At 37.2% G+C, this 19,447-nt stretch carries 24 protein-coding genes, 1 pseudogene and 1 other annotated feature; of the genes and pseudogenes, 1 reads left to right on the top strand and 24 read right to left on the bottom strand.

Annotated elements, in window-relative coordinates; all coding sequences use genetic code 11:
- Positions 1-13: 13 nt before the first annotated feature.
- The 6 genes from ruvB to BLR62_RS05355 form a co-directional block, all read right to left on the bottom strand.
- Positions 14-1,021 carry a Holliday junction branch migration DNA helicase RuvB gene (gene ruvB, locus BLR62_RS05380; RefSeq protein WP_090794273.1) on the bottom strand — a complete coding sequence of 336 codons (1,008 nt, stop codon included), beginning with the start codon at positions 1,019-1,021 and terminating at the stop codon, positions 14-16.
- Between the two features lie 12 nt (positions 1,022-1,033).
- The gene (gene ruvA, locus BLR62_RS05375) at positions 1,034-1,645 is read right to left on the bottom strand and encodes a Holliday junction branch migration protein RuvA (protein ID WP_090794271.1); all 612 of its coding nucleotides are present in this window, start codon (positions 1,643-1,645) and stop codon (positions 1,034-1,036) included.
- A 141-nt stretch (positions 1,646-1,786) separates the two neighbouring features.
- Positions 1,787-2,116 carry a hypothetical protein gene (locus BLR62_RS05370; protein ID WP_090794267.1) on the bottom strand — a complete coding sequence of 110 codons (330 nt, stop codon included), beginning with the start codon at positions 2,114-2,116 and terminating at the stop codon, positions 1,787-1,789.
- A gap of 21 nt (positions 2,117-2,137) precedes the next feature.
- A complete protein-coding gene (locus tag BLR62_RS05365; protein WP_090794262.1) occupies positions 2,138-2,872 on the bottom strand; it encodes a YebC/PmpR family DNA-binding transcriptional regulator in 735 nt (244 codons plus the stop codon).
- Positions 2,873-2,963: 91 nt separating this feature from the next.
- Positions 2,964-3,701, bottom strand: a complete 738-nt coding sequence (nadE, locus tag BLR62_RS05360; RefSeq protein WP_090794259.1) for an NAD(+) synthase — start codon at positions 3,699-3,701, stop codon at positions 2,964-2,966.
- 125 nt (positions 3,702-3,826) lie between these two features.
- Positions 3,827-4,324 (bottom strand): LysM peptidoglycan-binding domain-containing protein, encoded by a 498-nt coding sequence (locus BLR62_RS05355; protein ID WP_090794256.1) that lies wholly within the window; start codon positions 4,322-4,324, stop codon positions 3,827-3,829.
- 173 nt (positions 4,325-4,497) lie between these two features.
- On the opposite strand from BLR62_RS05355, the gene BLR62_RS05350 reads away from it, so the two are divergent.
- On the top strand, positions 4,498-5,028 hold the full coding sequence (locus tag BLR62_RS05350; protein ID WP_090794252.1) for a transcription repressor NadR: 531 nt from the start codon (positions 4,498-4,500) through the stop codon (positions 5,026-5,028).
- 25 nt (positions 5,029-5,053) lie between these two features.
- Here the strand turns inward: BLR62_RS05350 and pheA are convergent, their stop codons facing one another.
- The 18 genes and pseudogenes from pheA to radC form a co-directional block, all read right to left on the bottom strand.
- Positions 5,054-5,938: a prephenate dehydratase gene (gene pheA / locus BLR62_RS05345; protein WP_090794250.1), complete on the bottom strand. Its 885-nt coding sequence runs from the start codon at positions 5,936-5,938 to the stop codon at positions 5,054-5,056.
- 20 nt (positions 5,939-5,958) lie between these two features.
- Positions 5,959-6,408, bottom strand: a complete 450-nt coding sequence (locus BLR62_RS05340) for an ACT domain-containing protein (RefSeq protein WP_090794247.1) — start codon at positions 6,406-6,408, stop codon at positions 5,959-5,961.
- Between the two features lie 33 nt (positions 6,409-6,441).
- Positions 6,442-7,722 (bottom strand): GTPase ObgE, encoded by a 1,281-nt coding sequence (obgE, locus tag BLR62_RS05335; protein WP_090794244.1) that lies wholly within the window; start codon positions 7,720-7,722, stop codon positions 6,442-6,444.
- Between the two features lie 11 nt (positions 7,723-7,733).
- Positions 7,734-8,246: a Spo0B domain-containing protein gene (locus BLR62_RS05330; protein ID WP_090794241.1), complete on the bottom strand. Its 513-nt coding sequence runs from the start codon at positions 8,244-8,246 to the stop codon at positions 7,734-7,736.
- A 198-nt stretch (positions 8,247-8,444) separates the two neighbouring features.
- Positions 8,445-8,735, bottom strand: a complete 291-nt coding sequence (gene rpmA, locus BLR62_RS05325) for a 50S ribosomal protein L27 (protein ID WP_090794239.1) — start codon at positions 8,733-8,735, stop codon at positions 8,445-8,447.
- A 14-nt stretch (positions 8,736-8,749) separates the two neighbouring features.
- On the bottom strand, positions 8,750-9,082 hold the full coding sequence (locus BLR62_RS05320; protein ID WP_090794236.1) for a ribosomal-processing cysteine protease Prp: 333 nt from the start codon (positions 9,080-9,082) through the stop codon (positions 8,750-8,752).
- A gap of 13 nt (positions 9,083-9,095) precedes the next feature.
- Complete coding sequence (gene rplU, locus BLR62_RS05315) at positions 9,096-9,404, bottom strand: 50S ribosomal protein L21 (RefSeq protein ID WP_090794232.1); 309 nt, start codon at positions 9,402-9,404, stop codon at positions 9,096-9,098.
- Between the two features lie 16 nt (positions 9,405-9,420).
- Positions 9,421-9,501 (bottom strand) — a sequence feature (ribosomal protein L21 leader region).
- Between the two features lie 27 nt (positions 9,502-9,528).
- On the bottom strand, positions 9,529-10,881 hold the full coding sequence (locus tag BLR62_RS05310; protein ID WP_090794228.1) for a ribonuclease E/G: 1,353 nt from the start codon (positions 10,879-10,881) through the stop codon (positions 9,529-9,531).
- Positions 10,882-11,003: 122 nt separating this feature from the next.
- Positions 11,004-11,846 carry a site-2 protease family protein gene (locus tag BLR62_RS05305; RefSeq protein ID WP_090794225.1) on the bottom strand — a complete coding sequence of 281 codons (843 nt, stop codon included), beginning with the start codon at positions 11,844-11,846 and terminating at the stop codon, positions 11,004-11,006.
- Complete coding sequence (locus tag BLR62_RS05300) at positions 11,833-12,492, bottom strand: M23 family metallopeptidase (protein WP_176759220.1); 660 nt, start codon at positions 12,490-12,492, stop codon at positions 11,833-11,835. Before BLR62_RS05300 ends, BLR62_RS05305 begins: the two co-directional genes overlap by 14 nt.
- A 168-nt stretch (positions 12,493-12,660) precedes the next feature.
- On the bottom strand, positions 12,661-13,461 hold the full coding sequence (minD, locus tag BLR62_RS05295; RefSeq protein WP_090794219.1) for a septum site-determining protein MinD: 801 nt from the start codon (positions 13,459-13,461) through the stop codon (positions 12,661-12,663).
- Complete coding sequence (gene minC / locus BLR62_RS05290; RefSeq protein ID WP_342706533.1) at positions 13,454-14,143, bottom strand: septum site-determining protein MinC; 690 nt, start codon at positions 14,141-14,143, stop codon at positions 13,454-13,456. Before minC ends, minD begins: the two co-directional genes overlap by 8 nt.
- Before the next feature lie 27 nt (positions 14,144-14,170).
- Positions 14,171-14,704 carry a rod shape-determining protein MreD gene (gene mreD / locus BLR62_RS05285; RefSeq protein ID WP_090794213.1) on the bottom strand — a complete coding sequence of 178 codons (534 nt, stop codon included), beginning with the start codon at positions 14,702-14,704 and terminating at the stop codon, positions 14,171-14,173.
- A complete protein-coding gene (gene mreC, locus BLR62_RS05280) occupies positions 14,704-15,582 on the bottom strand; it encodes a rod shape-determining protein MreC (RefSeq protein WP_090794171.1) in 879 nt (292 codons plus the stop codon). Before mreC ends, mreD begins: the two co-directional genes overlap by 1 nt.
- Positions 15,583-15,596: 14 nt before the next feature.
- Positions 15,597-16,637 (bottom strand): rod shape-determining protein, encoded by a 1,041-nt coding sequence (locus BLR62_RS05275; protein ID WP_090794169.1) that lies wholly within the window; start codon positions 16,635-16,637, stop codon positions 15,597-15,599.
- A gap of 164 nt (positions 16,638-16,801) precedes the next feature.
- A pseudogene (locus BLR62_RS05270) lies at positions 16,802-16,942 on the bottom strand (JAB domain-containing protein); the annotation flags it as partial.
- 139 nt (positions 16,943-17,081) lie between these two features.
- Positions 17,082-18,353, bottom strand: coding sequence for a group II intron reverse transcriptase/maturase (locus BLR62_RS05265; RefSeq protein ID WP_176759219.1), 1,272 nt, complete (start codon positions 18,351-18,353; stop codon positions 17,082-17,084).
- A 535-nt stretch (positions 18,354-18,888) separates the two neighbouring features.
- Complete coding sequence (radC, locus tag BLR62_RS05260) at positions 18,889-19,446, bottom strand: RadC family protein (RefSeq protein ID WP_090794163.1); 558 nt, start codon at positions 19,444-19,446, stop codon at positions 18,889-18,891.
- Position 19,447: the final 1 nt, after the last annotated feature.

Raw genomic sequence — 19,447 nt, 5'->3', positions numbered from 1 at the left:
TCTTTTCTAATCCTTAACTGGATTCATCATTTTTAGAGCGACCGAAGTGATTAAATGCTTTATCTGTCGCTATTCTTCCTCTAGGTGTCCGTTGGATAAACCCTTCTTGTAATAAAAACGGCTCGTACACATCTTCGATCGTTTGTGATTCTTCTCCTATTGTTGCAGATAATGTATCAAGTCCAACAGGTCCTCCTTGAAATGAATCAATAATTGATAATAGCAATTTATGATCAATATGGTCAAGTCCGGTCTGATCAACTTGTAACATTTCTAACGCTTTTTGGGTTGTCCTCATACTGATGGCCTTTTCCCTTTGCACTTGCGAGATATCTCGTACACGCTTTAATAAACGGTTGGCAATACGTGGTGTACCTCTCGATCTTCTAGCGACTTCTACGGCCGCTTCTTGGTCAATTTCAACATCGAATATCGTCGCTGTACGCTCCACAATTTCAGTTAATGAGGCAACATCATAATATTCCAAACGACTTAACACGCCAAACCGGTCACGAAGCGGTGCCGATAGAAGACCCGCTCTAGTCGTCGCTCCTACTAGTGTAAAAGGAGGTAAATCTAAGCGAACGGATCGAGCTGTTGATCCTGTTCCAATGACAATATCTAAACAAAAATCTTCCATAGCTGGATACAAAACCTCTTCTACTGCTCTTGGTAATCGGTGAATCTCATCAATAAATAATACATCACCTGCTTCAAGTGACGATAAAATAGCCGCCAAATCACCCGACCGTTCAATGGCAGGGCCAGAGGTTGTCCTGAATTGAACGCCCATCTCATTTGCAATAATGGATGCCAATGTCGTCTTCCCTAAACCAGGAGGGCCATATAGTAAAACATGATCTAACGGTTCATCTCTCAATTTAGCTGCTTCGATAAAGATGGATAAGTTTTCTTTGGCGGTGTTTTGGCCGATGTATTGAGCTAACTTATCCGGTCTTAAACTTAATTCGATTATCTCTTCTTGTTCTGTTTGCTCACCTGAGATCATACGATCTTCCATTAAACTCACCTCTTATCCCTTCATCAATAGTGCCAATGCTTCTTTTATTAAACGATCTGTATCGGTTGAATCACTCTTTTTAAGTTGTGGAAGAACCGTGCGGATTTCTCGATCTTTATACCCCAATGTCTCCAATGCCTCAACGGTTTCAGACAGTACCGTTTCTTTTGTAAAATCGGCTCCACTCGTCTTAACTGGTAATGCTTCTTCTGTTGCGACCGTTTGAAATGGTAATTTTCCTTTTAGATCTAAAATCATTTGTCTTGCGGTCTTTTTTCCAACTCCAGGAAATTTCGTCAAAAACGCTTCATCTTCATTTTCGATCGCATTCACAAAATGATCAACCGTTACATGCGAAATAATGGATAAAGCGCCTTTGGGACCAATCCCTGAGACATTTAAAACATGACTAAACAATTCTTTTTGCTTACTATCTTTAAATCCGTAAAGTATATGGGCATCTTCACGGACGTGATAATATGTATAAATAAAAACCGATTCATTCAAGTGACTTTGAAAGTCATATGGATTGGCACACGCAATTTCGTACCCCACACCATTGACGTCTACAATGGCAACTGTATCGGTTATCTCGATTAATTGACCTCGAATAAATGCTATCACGTTCTAATCTCTCCTTATTCATCAATACGCTAACTTTCTAGTCACAGTTTATCATACAATCGTATGTTCGCCTAGTTTTTATAGCGTTTGGCTTTTTAACTTTTCTCCGTTTGCAGCACACAAAAAATATACCGACCTTACTTAGTCGGTATAGACAATAAAATCATATTCATTTTTATCTTTTTGATAGACTTCAATAATTTCATCACGCATTAATTGAATGGACTGTTTTTGTTCATAATACATACCATGACAAATCCATTCACTATGCATTGAGATGAGATAACCTTCATCAGATAAAGGCATAACTCGATTAAAAGCCATCTCTTTCGTTATTGGGTTATTTTTTGTTTTAAATATAATCACATAGACATCTTTTGCTTCTGTAAACGCATCTAGAATCTGAATCGCTCTCAATTGATTTTGTGTTTCTTTAGAGTGTTCATGGGACTCATCATTCATCAAAGCCATTGAACAAATCTCCTTATTCAGTTATTCACTATCTAACTCTGCATTGTGATAAACTTCTTGAACATCTTCTAAATCTTCTAGTCGGTCAATCAACTTTTCCATCTTGTCTTTGTCATCTTCTTCCAGTTGAGAATACGTTGTTGGAATTTGGGTTACCTCTGCTGTATCAAGTGTATACCCTGCTTCTTCTAGTGCTTCTTTAACGTCTTTAAACACTTCAGGCTCAGTAAAGATTTCAAATGCGTCTTCGGTTGTTTCCATTTCTTCTGCGCCTGCCTCAAGCACATCAAGCATAACAGAATCTTCATCAGCATCTGTCGTTGATCGATCTATAACTAAATAACCTTTACGATTAAACATAAATGATACACAGCCATTTTCCCCTAAGTTTCCACCACTTTTAGTGAAAGCATGACGTACATCTGATGCTGCACGATTCTTATTATCTGTTAATATTTCAACCATAACAGCAGAACCCGCCGGTCCGTATCCTTCGTATACAACTTCATCATAACTAACTCCATCTAAATTACCTGTGGCCTTTTTAATCGCACGATCAATATTCTCATTAGGCATATTACTAGCTTTCGCTTTATCAACTGCCAGTCTAAGAGCAGGATTCATTTCAGGATCAGGTCCACCCTCTTTTGCTGCTACATAAATATCTTTAGCTGCTTTCATAAAAATTTTTCCGCGTTTTGCATCTTGAGCATTTTTTCTACGTTGAATATTCTTCCATTTAGAATGTCCTGCCATAAGTGTTTCTCCTTTCCACAATAACTGCGTCAGTTTTTACTGCGTTTATCTTACCATAAACAGCTAAAAAATTGAAACGCTTCCTTACATTTTATTTAGGCGGTATCGTAATACCATTACGTTTATGGGCAGATCGCTTATGCATTCGTTCAATAATTTCTTGGTCTTTTTCAGGGACGGACTCCCCTTTTAAATACTTATCAATATAATGATACGTTGTGCCCATCTCATTTTCATCTGTTTGGTCTTCCCATAACCCTGCACTTGGTTTCTTCTCGATGATTGAATTTGGTACACCTAAATGTTGAGCCATTTCTCTCACTTCACCTTTTGTTAAATGAATAAGCGGCGCAATATCAACACCACCATCTCCATATTTCGTGAAGTACCCTGTATACCATTCTGCTTGATTATCTGTCCCTACAACTAGATACTGATGATTTGTTGCAATCGTATAAAGTGTACTCATTCTTAATCTCGCTCTTAAGTTAGCATCTGCTAATTGATCTTGTTCTTCATGGTGAATGGACTCACTAGTCAATACACCTGTAATTGTATTAAATAACGTATCATGTGTCTTTGTTAGATCAACAGTTACATGATCAATCTCAGCACTTTCCACAACTTTTTTAGCATCTTCTAAATCTGATGGATTACTTTTACATGGCATCATAACACCTAAGCTATGTTCTGGCATTGCACGCTTAATCAGATGTGTGACAACAGCTGAATCAATACCACCACTTATTCCAACAACTAAGCCTTTGACATTAGCCTCTTTTACTTGATTTTGCAACCATTCAACAAGTTTGTCTATTTTTTTCTGCATGATCGAAATTCCCTCCGTCATTATAAGGTTTATAATTTATTATCACGTATCTGACAAAGAGATGCAAATCATTTCCCTATTCAATCCTTATATGCTTATTCGATCAACTTATTCATTAAACGCTATTAATAAATGTGTGACTGCATGTAATACGGCATATCATATGGTCGATAAGGATACGACCTATATGGATATTGATGCTTCGGACGAGGATGATATAATTGATTCTGTTGTGTGTGAGTTGGTGAAAATTGAGTCATTTCTTCTCTATTTTCTTGTTGAAATGTAATAGCTGGTAAGGCAGGTAAAGACACTAGAGGGGGAAAATTGATTTCTTTTGGATCGTCTTGAATGATTCTTTCCTGTCCTAAGTTTTCATCTTCTTCAATCACGTAATGAATAGCTCGTTTATTATGATCATCACGTACGTTTTTCTTCTGGTTGACGGTTGCTTCTGTTTGTTTTGTCTTTTTTTCAACAGGTATATACAATTTCATGCCTGGTATTAGAATGTCAAAGTGACTAAGATGTTGATTCATCTCTTTCAATTGATTTAATTCCACATTATACTTTTTCTTTAACTTCCACAACGTATCTCCTTTTTGCACGATATGAATCTTCACATATATACTCCTTTCTATAAAAAACTTTACTATAAACCTGTTTATAGCCTATGAAACAAAAAAGAAAAAGTTGATTAATTCATAGAGCGAATTGAAAGATTAAACAACTAAAATTGATTTTTACCATAATTCTTTATACACTAGAGCTATGATTAATAATTGAGGTGTAACCGATGGCAAATAAATTAATTGGTAAAGAAAGAAGAGAAGCGATATCAAACTGGCTTAAAAATGAGGGGCAACCAATTAAAGGTAGTGAATTAGCTAAACGTGCTGGGGTCAGCAGGCAAGTAATCGTCCAAGACATATCCTTATTAAAAGCACAAAATTATGCAATTATGGCAACGAGTCAAGGTTATATGTTGCTAAATACCAACGAGCAAGAATCAAAAGCTAAACGCATTGTGGCATGTAAACATAATCCTGAGGATACACAGGCAGAATTAGAAGCCATTGTTGACCAGGGTGTAACCGTTAAAAACGTCATGGTTGAGCATCCGATATACGGTGAAATTGAAGCATCCGTTATGGTGAGTGACCGTCATGATGTTCATAACTTTATTCAAAATGTTGAATCAAAAAATGCACCTTATTTACTTGAATTAACAGAAGGCACACATCTTCATACGCTAGAAGCTGAAAACGAAGATAAGTTAGATGCAGCAGAAGCTGCTTTAAAGGAACTTGGCTTTTTGCTTAATTAAACACAACAAGACCTTGACTTTCCAATTAGGAATCAAGGTCTTGTTCTGTTAAGGCGTCAAGTGAATACTGAGGATAGCTACCTAGTATTTCAACTTGACAACCAATTGCTTCAATTTCAGCAACTGTATTCGGTATTAAAATGTCATCCATCTTTTGCTGGACATCAATTAAAAAATAATAGTGTCCAAGACCTGTTTTCATCGGCCTTGATTCAATTTTAGATAAATTGATGCGACGCCAGGCAAAGGCTGAAAGGACTTGGTGCAATGCCCCCGCATGATCAGTTGGAAGTGCAATCATAAACGTTGTCTTAAAGCCTTGAATAGGCATGCTTTTCACTCTTAATGCCGTATCATTTTTATGTATGACGACAAATCGCGTATGGTTATTGGTAACATCTTCAACATTACGCCGAATAATCTCTAAACCATATTCTTTAGCCGCTAAATCATTTGCAATCGCACCTATTGAACGTTCCGGATAATCACTCACATGTTTAGCAGCAGCCGCTGTAGATGTAAATGGTTCAACACTGACATTTTTCATCTCATTACTTAAAAACGTATGGCATTGTGCCAATGCATGAGGATGAGAATAAATGGTGTCCGTCTCTTTCCAACGATCACGATTGTTCGGATCAACCATAAAATGCTGTTCAACTGGAACAACTATTTCACTGACTACTTTCAATGTCTTAGATGCAATTAAATAATCTAATGTCATATTAACCGTGCCTTCAAGCGTATTTTCAATCGGAACGACACCATATTTAACATGTCCAAATTTAACGGCATCCATACATAAAGGAATAGTCTGATAGCTCTTCACTTGTTCATCTGGAAAGAGTGCATCCACCGCTTTTTGTGTAAATGTACCTTTAGGCCCTAAGTAGCCAACGGAATAATTCATTATTTAAGTCCCTCCTTCACTTAAATACCTGAGCTCAAAATCTCAACTTTTTCAATAAAATCTTGCTTTTTTAATTCAATAATTAACGTGTCCAAATCGACCGATAATTGACTGACATCTAGTGATAGGGTCACATTTGCTTTCCCTTGAATTGGAATGGTTTGGTGAATCGTTAAAATGTTTCCACCTACATTTGCAACTGTATCTAGTAACTGTGATAAGGTACCTGATTGGTCTTCTAAATGAAAAAATAACGTGACAATACGTGTCTTTTGAACGGCTTGGAAAGGGAAAACGGCATCACGATATTTATAAAAAGCACTTCGAGACAGCCCCGCTTCTTTCACAGCGTCAAATACAGATGATACTTGTCCTCTTTCAATTTTTGCCTTAGCCTTCAATGTTTTTTGCATTGCTTCAGGCAGTAGGTCGCCTCTTACTAAGAAAAATCGCTCTTCATCTTTGTGCATGATACCACCCCTTCATTCTACCGTATCCACTCTTTATTCAATAAATTCAAATTCGTAGTCCAGCAATCGAACCGTATCTCCATCTTTTGCGCCACGCTCTCTTAACGCATCATCAATACCCATTCCCCGCATTTGTCTAGAGAATCGACGGACACTCTCATCACGATTTAGATCTGTCATCTTGAATAATTTCTCAATCTTATCTCCATAAATGACATACGCACCATCAGGATCTCTCGTGATATGGAACGGATCTTTCTCAGGTTCATGTTTGTAAATAACGCGTTCATTTATTTCCTCAACTGGCGCTTGATGTTTTGGTATTTGATCCAGTTGATCAGCTATAGCAAATAATAAATCACGTAAACCTTCTCTTGTGATCGCAGATATTGGATAAATTGGATACGCATCCTCTATCTGCTCTTTAAAGGCATTCAAATTATCTTCAGCATGAGGCATCTCCATCTTATTAGCCACAATGATTTGTGGGCGATCTGAAACAGATTGTTCATAAGCTTTTAATTCTTCATTAATTGTTAAGAAATCTTGATAGGGATCTCTTCCTTCTGTACTTGCCATATCAATCACATGAACAATCAGTCGTGTTCGTTCAATATGACGTAAAAATTGATAACCTAAACCTACACCTTCATGCGCACCTTCAATTAAACCTGGTAGATCTGCCATCACAAAACTACGATGGTCATCAGTTTCAACAACACCTAAATTAGGTGCTAATGTCGTAAAATGATAATCTGCTATTTTAGGTCGCGCAGCACTTATAACGGATAGTAGAGTACTTTTACCGACACTTGGAAAACCAACAAGACCAACATCGGCAAGTAATTTTAATTCAATAACCAAGTTACGCTCTATTCCAGGCTCACCATTTTCAGCATGTTCTGGAGCCGGGTTTTTAGCCGTTTTAAATCGAACATTCCCTCGGCCACCACGGCCACCTTTTGCAATAACAGCTCTTTGACCATGTTCTGTTAAATCAGCTAACGTATCACCCGTCTCTTCATCTTTAATTGTCGTACCTGGAGGAACAGGTAAAACAAGTGGATCTGAATTTTTTCCGTGCTGATTCTTACTCATTCCATTTTCTCCACGTTTTGCTTTAAAATGACGTTGGTAACGAAAATCCATCAACGTATTGAGACCTTCATCAACCTCAAACACAACATCAGCACCATTACCACCATCGCCACCGGATGGCCCTCCGAATGGGACATATTTTTCTCTTCTAAAGCTGGCTAAACCATTTCCGCCATCACCGGCTTTAACATACACTTTGACCTGATCGACAAACATATCTTCACCCCTTACTTATCTTTTTTTATATATCGTATAGAGTAGCCTTTTTCTAATTCTTCAATCATACATTCACGAAATAAGCTATTCAATTTATATCCTATATCTGCACACAATTGATCGACATACACATTAAGCTCAAACGGCTCATTAGTATATTGTTTAAATATGAATAATGCATCTGTTATCCCAACTGATTCACTCATGTTATTGAGTAAATCAATTAAAGTTGTCATATCATTTTGTAATCGATGATCTTCTATGGTAGGTGTTTGATCAATAACAGCCTCAAACTTGATATTTAGACTTGATAAATGAGCTGATTTAAGTGAAGCCACAATTGTTTTTGGAAGTGGCATTGATAAAAAAGCTTGTTGATTAATAAGATTTCGATTAAGCTTTGAACTGTACTGTTTAGCAGTCTGTAAATCTTCAAGTTGTAAATATCCACTGATTAATTGGACCTCGTTGGCTAAATCATGTCTAAAATGCCTAAGTAACTGAATCACTTCAACTTCTTCCACGAAAGCACCACCTCATCATTGATTAGAAAAATCGCATTCGCTCACATGTATAGCGAATGCGCCATTTAATCATTTTTAACACGTATAAAAAGTATAGCAAATATTTGACCATTCGTAAAAGTGAATCATCATGATATGAACGAATGAAAAGAGCGTATTTCAAAAGAAATGATCTTCTGAAATACGCTCTTGTTATCATTATGCTTCTTGTGCAACAGGATATACACTTACGCGTTTACGGTTGCGTCCGACGCGCTCAAAACGAACGATACCATCTGTTTTAGCAAATAAAGTATCATCGCCACCACGACCGACGTTTGTTCCAGGATAAACTTTTGTACCGCGTTGGCGATATAAAATTGATCCACCTGTAACTTCTTGACCATCAGCGCGCTTAGTTCCAAGTCGCTTCGATTCTGAATCACGACCGTTCTTTGAACTACTCACACCTTTTTTCGTTGCGAAAAATTGTAAGTCTAAACGTAACATGGGCTTGCACCTCCTTATTTTTCAGAGATGGATATATGTTGACTGTAGTCACGTTCGATGGTTTCTAAAGAAGTTAGCATTCCTTCTAGTAAAAGCGCGGCTTTTTGAGCTTGTGCTTCTGTTAACTGTTCGGGCAATTCAACTTTTAGATAACCACCTTCGCCACCTTGGTCAACGATAGGTTCAATCTCACTGTGCTTAATCACTGCGTTTGTCATACCAAAGGCAACTGCTGAAACAGCTGCACAGACTAAGTCATACCCATATGGGCCACTACCGGCATGTCCACTCAGTTCAAAAGCGATTATGTTATTATCTTGATTACGTGTTATCGTCACATAGATCATAACGAATCAGCCTTTATGCATTGATTTTATCAATCGTTACTTTTGTATATGGCTGACGATGACCTTGTTTACGACTATAGTTCTTTTTAGGCTTAAATTTGTAAACAGTTACTTTCTTTTGACGACCTTGTTTTTCAACTTTAGCCGTAACAGAAGCACCATCTACGAATGGAGAACCGACTTTTACATCATCTCCACCTACGAACAATACTTTATCAAAAGTAACAGCATCTCCAGCTTCGCCATTTACTTTCTCAACATAAATTTCTTGTCCTTCTTCTACCTTGATCTGCTTACCACCAGTTTCAATAATTGCGTACATCCTTGTTGCACCTCCTTAATAGACTCAGACTCGCCATCACAGGTGTGATTAAATAAACCACTTATAAAAGACCTGATCTGCGCGGTTGTAGCAACGGGTGCTACCATATTGCATAACGTTAGAATCATACCATGTCTGGATTCAATTTGTCAATCAATTGCGGATCCTTTTTTCTTAAATAATCATTCACTAATGTATCTGAACCGACACGTCTGATCGCATAACTTTCAACACCTTTTGATTCGATGAAATACACCGTTGGCTGTGATAAATCGTAGAAGCTTTCCGAATGAATCACCTGATTCCACGTTTGTTTAAATCGTTTTGAAACTTCGACTACTACCGCTTCTGCATTTTGATTGTGAATTTCACGCTCCAATTGAAAGCTAAGAGTATGTAGTGACGGCTTTTTCTCAAGTGTTGCTGGTTTTAAAATAAATTCATGCACAGGAGCTTCACGTTTGCGCGTCAACTCAAATAACCCGAGTGCTGTAAAACCAAACAGATCAATTCTTGTTAAGTCTTCTTTTGCCCACTTTCTAAGTTCATGGAGCAAGTTCGACTGATCTTTTTTATTTTTCATACGTATGAAATCAATCACGACCATGCCTGAAATATTACGCAGTCTAAGTTCTCTCATGATCTGCCTTGCAGCAATTCGGTTGACGTCATAAGCTATTCGGTTACTTCTTTTCTTGCCAGTAAAGCCTGAAGAGTTCACATCGATTGCTGTTAAGGCTTCAGTACTTTCAATTTGAATCGAGACGCCATTTTCTAATTCAACAACCGGTTTTAAGATATGACTATACACTTGATCAATTGATTGAGGCAAATGTGCTTCACAATCGGGTAACCACTTCATCTCAGCTTGTAATTGTGGATATTTTTTCTTAATAGAGGCGATTGCGGTCGCATCATCACAATAAATTTTCTCAATTCCTTCTGAGGTAAAACGTCGAATGAAACGATTGTAAATAGGGTCATCATAATACAAAGTTTGACCGATCCTTCCATTTTTAAATGCGTGTTCAATACTTTTCCATTCGTCACGTAATGCTTCAATTTGAATGCGTAACTCATCATTTGTGTAGTGTTCAGCCTTTGTTCGAATAATTGCGCCCTCTTCATTTTCAAGTAAACTTTGAATATTTGCTTTAAGTTCATCTTTTTTCTCGGCATCAATTTTTTTAGATATCGCGACATAACCGGCTCTAGGCATATAGACAATACCTGAATCCCCTAACGTTATATTATGTGTCAGTCTAGCCCCTTTTTCTTTATAAGCATCTTTTGTGACCTGAACGATAATCGATTGACCCTCTGTGATCAAAGACTCGATCGGTTTATCTTGACTTACATCAGTCGTGGGAATCTCTCGTTTTTCTAGATAAGCTAACTTGTCCCCACCAATATCAACAAAAGCTGCTTGAAGTCCTTTGTCGACCGTTTCAACTTTCCCTATAAAAATAGAACCCACGCGATCTGGATGATCTGAGCGATCAATCGATAGCTCAACAATTTTTTGCTTTTCGACTGCAACACCGATCCGTTCACTTAGAGATGTGAGTAAATAGAGTTCGATAGGATAACCTCATTTCTTTATTTAATGCATTGATTGACTGTCGTGTACGTTGGATGATTAAAATACACTGTTAAAATATCATGCTCTGTCACATATTGATCTTGATCATATATATGAATTACATGCGTAAAAGCAGACTGGAATTTTTCAACCAGTTCCTTAATCGGTGTTGTACTGTGCACCAATAATTCCTGTTTTTTCAGGTGAGTCATATCTATTTGATAACGTCCGATTAGAAATCGTCTAAATAAATAAGGGCTTTGTTTATAATCTAAATAGTTTTGCCAGCTAAGAAAGCTTGCTAATATTAATCGATTAACTGAAAAATAACTCATGTACGTTGTGAAAATCATGAGTGTACTGATTAAAACAAATGATGTCACCAGTGTCAGTTTATATGCTTTTACAAAAGGCAGCCATCTATTCAAGACTAAATGATACATTTTACCACCATCTAGTGGCCAAATAGGAACTAGATTAAACAATAAAATCAATTGATTATAGTTTCTGGCAAACGACAGTAAAGAGCCTTCTATAAGTCTTAAATAGGAACAAATCAAAAGTAATAAATAGATAAATACATGCTGAAGTGGACCTGCTATTGTTACAAGAAATTGTTCATAGCTAGACCGATTATGATAATCATCTGTTTTCATTATACCACCAAACAGCCAAATCGTAACCGATTGAACCTGCCACCCTAAATGTTTTGCCATGAAGACATGTCCATATTCATGGAAGAGTACAATGCTATAAAGTATCAAAACTTCATAAAATAAACCGGCACTCACACCCCCAATAAGACCTATTATGAGTGATGGGTGCCATTTGATTTTAAACTTTTTATTACTTCCAAACATCGATAACCTCAGTTGGATCTAAAAACTGATCTTCTTTTTGCATACTTAGATACAAACGATTAATCGTAGCATCAACCTTTGCGATCTTTTCACCGGCTTCAACAAATTGAAAAGGTAGGACATCCACTTCATCAAGTAGACCATAAGTCGTTTGACTTCGATCTGCATGTTGAATAATCACAGTCTGTTCAAATGGCGTTTGCTTGCCAACAAATAATACCGTTCCTGCTTTAACAGAGTAAATATCAAGATCGCGATCATTTGTCTCAATGATTAGACCTTCTCCACTTGCTATAAGTCCTTTGTTTTGATAAGTCGACACAGGCAGTGATACAGCTAAAGAATCATGTTCTATATTTTTTTGATCAGATATAGAAAATGGAAGCCCAACCGTTTCGGTGTACCAAAGATGAACTGTTGCAAAGGGAAAGGCTTCAGTCATTTGTCTATTTAACCATTGTTTAGGGACTGATAACGATGCGTGCGAGGATTGAATGAGAAATACAGACACGATTAAAAACAAACTCGCTACAAATACTTGGATATAACCATTTAACTTCGATCGCTTATCAGGATCTGTACTTTGAGCACGTATAGGTTCAGTATTTTTAACTGTAGGCTGTTTTCGTCTCTTGATCTGACGCATTATTTTTTTAGTTTGTTTGTCCAATGTCTTCACATCCTTTATTTATTCATATGATAAAATAAATAAAGATATGAACAGATGATGCGTCTTATTCGTTACAAGACAAAAAGCCCGAACATTAACTGTATAATGATTCGGGCTCCTCGGTTCTTGTTTGATTTTGATTCACTAATGTTTTCGCATACCTAAAAATCGTTTAACTTTAGCCATCATGCCTTCTTCTTCTTCAAATGATTGAAGCGGAACGGATTCGCCTAGTATACGCCTTGCTATATTGCGGTATGAGATGGATGCTTTTGTATTCGGTTGAAAGGCAACTGGCTCACCATGATTGGATGCTTTTATAACTTCATCATCATCAGCAACGATGCCTAATAAATCAATCGATAAAACTTGGATGATCTCATCAATCGTTAACATGTCGCCCGTTTCCATCATATGATTTCTGATTCGATTAATCACCAATTTAGGTGGCTCAATTTCTTCTTGCTCTAATAAACCAATGATACGATCCGCATCACGTACACTTGACTTCTCTGGTGTTGTCACAACAATTGCATGATCAGCTCCAGCTACAGCATTCTTGTATCCTTGTTCAATACCAGCTGGACAATCAATAATGATATAATCAAACTCTTTCTTTAATTCAGTTATCATTTCAACCATTGCTTCCTCAGTTAGATCATGTTTATCACTCGTTTGAGCAGCAGGAAGCAAGAATAAATAATCAAATCGTTTATCTTTAATAAGTGCTTGTTTTAAGTTACAACGTTCTTGTGCGACATCTACAATATCATAGATAATACGGTTTTCTAATCCCATTACAACATCTAAATTTCTCAGACCAATATCTGTATCAAGAAGACACACCTTTTGATTCATCAGTGCCAGCGCTGTTCCTAAATTAGCAGTGGTTGTTGTTTTACCAACCCCACCTTTACCTGAGGTAATAACAATAGCTTCAGCCATTTAAAACACTCCTTTCAAACCCACTTAAGTCCGGTCGTTTTTTCGCCACAACATGAAGTCGATCAATCATTATTTTCCCCGAATCTTCAACATACGCACCTTCCATATAAACACCATCTGATTCATAATCTGGAGAACGACTAAAAAAGTCTGCAATCCTTAACTGCATAGGGTTCATATAAGAGGCCATGATCACAGCATTCTTGTCACCCGTATGCCCTGCGTGAGCAGTTCCTCGTAGGTGTCCTAGTACGAATATATTACCGGTCGCTTTGAGCGTACCTCCCGGATTGATATCACCAATCAACAATACATCACCAACAATATCAATGACTTGTCCCGAACGGATCGTCTTTGAAAATGTTCGAATTTCACTTTCTTCTTTCCAACGAATCGCATCTTCTTTTAAAACCACATCGGATTCAATTGATTGGATGACGAAATGCGATCGTTTACTTATAATCGATTCAAGTTTTTCTCTTTCCCCAGTATGTAAATAACGTTTCCCTAATTGAACGGTAATCGTCACTAGAGATTCCTCGTGATCAAAATGCTCACTCATCAGCATATGATCCAGTTCTTCTAGTAATCTATCTACATCACACGTATCATTCAGGTACAATGTTAAACCATCACGCGTTCCTTTAATCGTTACAAATTGATTTTTTGCTAGCAAATTCACACCTCCCGATGTCTCATGCACGTCCAACTAAAGTTTTTTCTCGAAACGATCGTTTGACCATTTAACTAATCGTCGTTTGAATAGTAGATAAAGCAAAATGAAAATAAAACTGTTTAATATAACAGTTGGAATAAGTCTTTGATAAAAATAGTTAGCCATATCTAATTGGGCTACACCGATAAACTGGTAAATCGTAAATAACATAAAATCTACAAAACCTGTAGCAAAAATGGCTATTAATAAAGCAACGTAAAAGTTAGCATGTAAGATTTTACGTAAGCCATGGACAAAGTAAGTGGTTAATCCGTAACTAAACATATACACACCGAGTATGTTTGTATAGATCATATCAATGACTAAACCAAACAAAATAGCAAAGAAAAGACCATAATATGTATCGTTCTGATCATAAAATAAGGAAAATAAAATCAAAAATAAAAAGACAGAATGACTAGCTAATATCCATCCATTCTCTTCAACAAAAGCAGGAATAAACTGAAGGACAGCTCCTTGAAAAACAACTAATAAAATTAAAATTGAGGGAAGATAAAGCCTGTACATTAGTTATCTTCCTCCTCATTTTCAATGTCTCGATTCGTTGCCATCTCACGGTCAACAACAATAACATGGTTTAAATCTTCTAAATCAGCAGATGGTTCGACATATGCAATTTGAGTTAATCCATATTGGTCAGTCGTTACTTCTTCTATTCCCCCTATTTCTAATCCAGCTGGGAAAACGCCGCCTAAACCAGAAGAAAAGACCGTCTCGCCTTCTGATATTTCATCATGATATTCAGTAAATTCTAAAATCAGTTGATCATTATCTTCATTATAGCCTAATATAAAACCTCTTGCATCCCCACCGTCATCTGGTAACTGAACATTGACAGCGATTCGATTAGAGCGATCAAATCCATTTAAAAGTAACACTGTCGATGTAAACTGTGACGATGATTGAACTTTCCCTATCATACCTTCGGCCGTTATAACAGCCATATCTCGTTCAACCCCGTGCTGCTTGCCTTTATTTATCGTAATTTGATTAAACCACTGTTCAGGACTCCTTGCAATAACAGCAGCTTGAATCGGTGTGTAATCCGTAATGCTTTCTGTCTTATCCAGTAAACTCATCAATTCTTCATTTTCACTTCTTAACTCTTGAACTTCATATAAAGTCCGTTGATATTGTGATAAATTTTCTTTTAATACTTGATTTTCATGGTGCAGATTCGAGATGTTATTAAGATTTGTCACAACCTGAGATGTATAATTGATCGGCATTAATACTATTTGTTGCATCCAACCAAAAGCATCTTGGACAAATTGTTCAGTAGAAGATAATTCATCACGATCTGTAATCGAAAAGCCAATTAAACCTACTAATAAAATTAAACCGAGCAGGATTGTAAACAGGCGTTTCCGTCGAAAAAAAGACATACGTTAGCCTCCAATTAATACATACTTGAGCGAGTTGAAATATTAGGGTGTGATTTAAAATGATCAATATACTCTAAAGCTTTCCCCGTTCCTATTGCAACACTGTCTAAAGGAGCATCAGCAACAAATACTGGCATCTTCGTTTCTTCAGATAATACATCATCTAAATGCTTTAATAAAGCACCACCACCAGAAAGAACAATCCCTCTATCCATTACGTCTGCTGATAGTTCAGGTGGTGTTTTTTCTAATGTGTTTTTTACCGACTCAATAATCGATGCTACTGTATCACTTAATGCGCCCGCAATTTCTTTTGACGAAATCGTGATTGTTTTAGGTAAACCTGTTAACAAATCACGTCCTCTAATATCCATTTCTTCATCTTCAACAGAAGGACTTGCAGAACCGATATCCATTTTAATCGATTCTGCAGAACGCTCACCGATCATCAGGCTGTATTTTTTTCGAATGTATTGAATAATCGAATCATCCATGTCATCACCCGCTGTACGGATCGATTGACTCGTCACAATACCACCTAAAGAAATAACGGCTACTTCTGTTGTTCCACCACCAATATCAACAATCATACTACCCGTCGGTTCCCATACAGGAAGCCCTGCCCCTATAGCAGCGGCGAATGGTTCAGCAATGGGAAATGCCTCTTTTGCACCGGCTTGTTTTGTCGCATCGATCACGGCACGTTCTTCGACCATCGTAATGCCTGATGGAACACATACCATAACGTTAGGTTTTTTCGCAAATGCTGAACGGTTTTTTTGAGCCAATCGAATATAATACTTCATCATTGAAGCTGTTGTATCATAATCTGCAATCACACCATCACGCATCGGTCGAACAACGGAAATATTACCTGGTGTACGGCCAATCATATTTCGAGCATCGCTACCGACTGCTTCAATTTCACCCGTTGAATTGTTTTTTGCCACGACAGAAGGTTCACGTACAATAACACCTTTTCCTTTTGTATAAACTAATGTGTTTGCTGTTCCTAAATCGATACCTAAATCTTGTGTAAAACTAAATTTCCCCACTTTAATCGTCCTCTCTATACCTGCATCTGTTTTTATATCAATATGTGAGTTTTTTTATTAACATTAAGAAACGCCTAACGCAAGAATATAGATCCTGACCGTAGGGCGTCTCTTAGATTACTCGCTTATTTAATTATACGAAAGTTTAAGAAAAATAGATAGTGTTATACGTACCCTTTTTCTTTTAATGAGACAAATTTATTATCTCCTATAACCAAATGATCCAAAAGATCGATTCCGATCATGCTTCCACATTCTTTTAAACGTTTTGTGACATGAATATCTTCTTGTGATGGTGATGGGTCGTAGGGTAGACGTTGTGCGCCTTAATGACATAGGTTTCATAACGCCTCCCTCAGAACCGTACGTACGCCTTTAAGCGTATACGGCTCGCCAATTGACTTCTTTATTCGAACCTCTAAAAACTGTTTGTTGAGCGGTAATTTATTTTTTAGTATCGTAACATACGTCTTTAAGTTTAATAAATGACTTAGTTTTTTTAGAACCATCTGAAGCAGGTACAACAAGTGACAATCTGCCTTGAGCATGCCTTCTCATCGATAAAGCAACTTGTTTAACTGTGCGCTTTCTTTTAGCGGCCATTGTTTTCAAAAAGCTTCCTTCTGCTAAATAAAATAATTTACTTAAATGATGTTGGTTACTCGCTAATTGATACTTGTAAGCAATTTGGCTCAATTCATGATTATAATGGCTTAAAATATCACATTCACTCATTGAGAGGAGATTGGGTCTTGCTGCTGGTTTAAACGGATCAAATTGACCATATCGATAATGAGAGGCTAGTTTAGATAATTCTGCACGCGGAATACGCAGATCAATTTTTCGTTTGTTTCTATCATTTAATTGAATCGCATAGCCTAAGAATTGATTTGGTTTTTTCAAGTGTTGAAGGTGTATATTGGACGTTACACCTATTAAATGATTGTCTTTTAAGAAATGAACGATCGTGTCTCTAAAACACATAGCACCTTTTTTATCACCTTTGATGCCAATAAAAATGGATCGATTATAACGAACGTAGTTCATTCTCACATTCTGCTTGGTTTCTAATATATATCGGTCAACTTTCTGCAATAAGATGTGGGTGAGCAAATGATGAAAATCAGATGATGGGGTTGAATTACTGCATGCGTCCTCTTGTATAGAACCAGTATTTAATCCATTGTGCAATAGAAGTAAAAATCGGTGATCGCTTATTTTTTCGGAAATTTGCTTTAATAAAAATGTACCGTGTCGCTTTGAATCAAATGGAGGCAAATCCATGCAAATACACCAATTTATCGGTATAGATGACTCTTTTAATTGACTTAATCCGTCCGTATAGTGTAATTCTAGAGAGCATCCATAGACATGTTGCGAATCCATAGGGTAATAGATGTGATACAAGATGATGCGCATCACTTCCAACACTAAGTCTTCAGCTTTTGTGACATCCGATATAGAATGAACCGATCGACCTGTTCTCTCTTTTTTCTGAGTAAACCGAAATGACTGCTCTTTTAATTGATCGGTTATATCCGTTATCAAGTGCTGTTTAGATTGTAATTTTTGAAGATTATCTAGTGGATAAAGATTTGCGTATGCCTGATACCATATACTTTCTTTGTACATTAACCGGTAACAGTCTTTAATAAGATGACCTTTTTTCGAGGCTCGATTTATAGCGTCTAATTGCTGAAATGGATCAACTGCCATATTCATGACTCCTTTCGCTTTAGAGCTATCGTCAATCTGTCTTGCTTCCCCTTGCTAAACTCATTACAAGCAAACGTTGAGTACTATCAAGACTCCGTTACCTTATATCGTTAATCCGTTTTGTTGGCAATAGGACTAGATGATACTTAGGCAATCCCTACATGATTTAACATTTTAGATGCGTGATGGTTAGGTACCCCTTTTAACGGTTTCCTAATTATTTTAGGATTGAAGGACAAACCTTACGATAGTTTTTTTAACATTCCGACGATCTGTTCCCACTTTGTCCTCGTTGCCTTTTAACGATCATAAACAACGGCGCATCCATCGCTCATTCGTTTAGGGTTCAAGCAGTTTAGCTTTTACCATGCATCACTTGGTCTGAAGATTCGACTCGACAATGATCATTTTGTCGTCTTATCCCCTTTTCACATCATGCTTTGTTCCCGTTAATTTGAGTTTCCTCTCACGGTAAGATGCTGACCATAGAATGTTGTAAGGTATTCTAGATATAAAATCACTAAAATGTTAAACCTTATAGGCGCACGCCGGATGGATGATTGTGAATACAAATTAAAGAAGCAGCTGAACGTTTAACAGCTTCGCGGAAAACCTCCCTTGGGTGCACGATGCTGGCGCTTAGACTGCCAATAAAAATAGTTTGTCGGTGGATAATTTGATTCTTAGTGTTGAGGAATAAACAAACGAAGTGTTCCTGTTTTAAAAGCCGCATTTCTTCCATGACGAATTCAGCTCCATCTTGGGGGCTTCGAATGACTAAACGCTCAGGCATTACTTTTTTAAAGGCGCGTTTTCCTAATTCAAGAGAAGCCAAGATGTTAACCGCTTTTGCGAGTCCAATGCCTTTGATCGACGTTAATTCTTCAATCGAGGCCTCCCTTAACGACTCGTCTCCTTGAAAAAAAGCGTAAAGCCGTTTAGCCAAGTCTTGTACACTCTCTGTCTTCGTACCACTACCAATGATGATCGCTAATAATTCTTGGGAAGATAAATTGGATGCACCTAACTCTACTAATCGTTCTCTAGGGCGGTCTTGCTTGGGGATTTGTTTCATCTTTAACTTTTGTGTCATA

The sequence above is a fragment of the Pelagirhabdus alkalitolerans genome (assembly GCF_900096905.1).
Classification (GTDB): Bacteria; Bacillota; Bacilli; order Bacillales; family Amphibacillaceae; genus Pelagirhabdus; species Pelagirhabdus alkalitolerans.
This window is presented reverse-complemented; position numbering and strand designations above follow the sequence as displayed.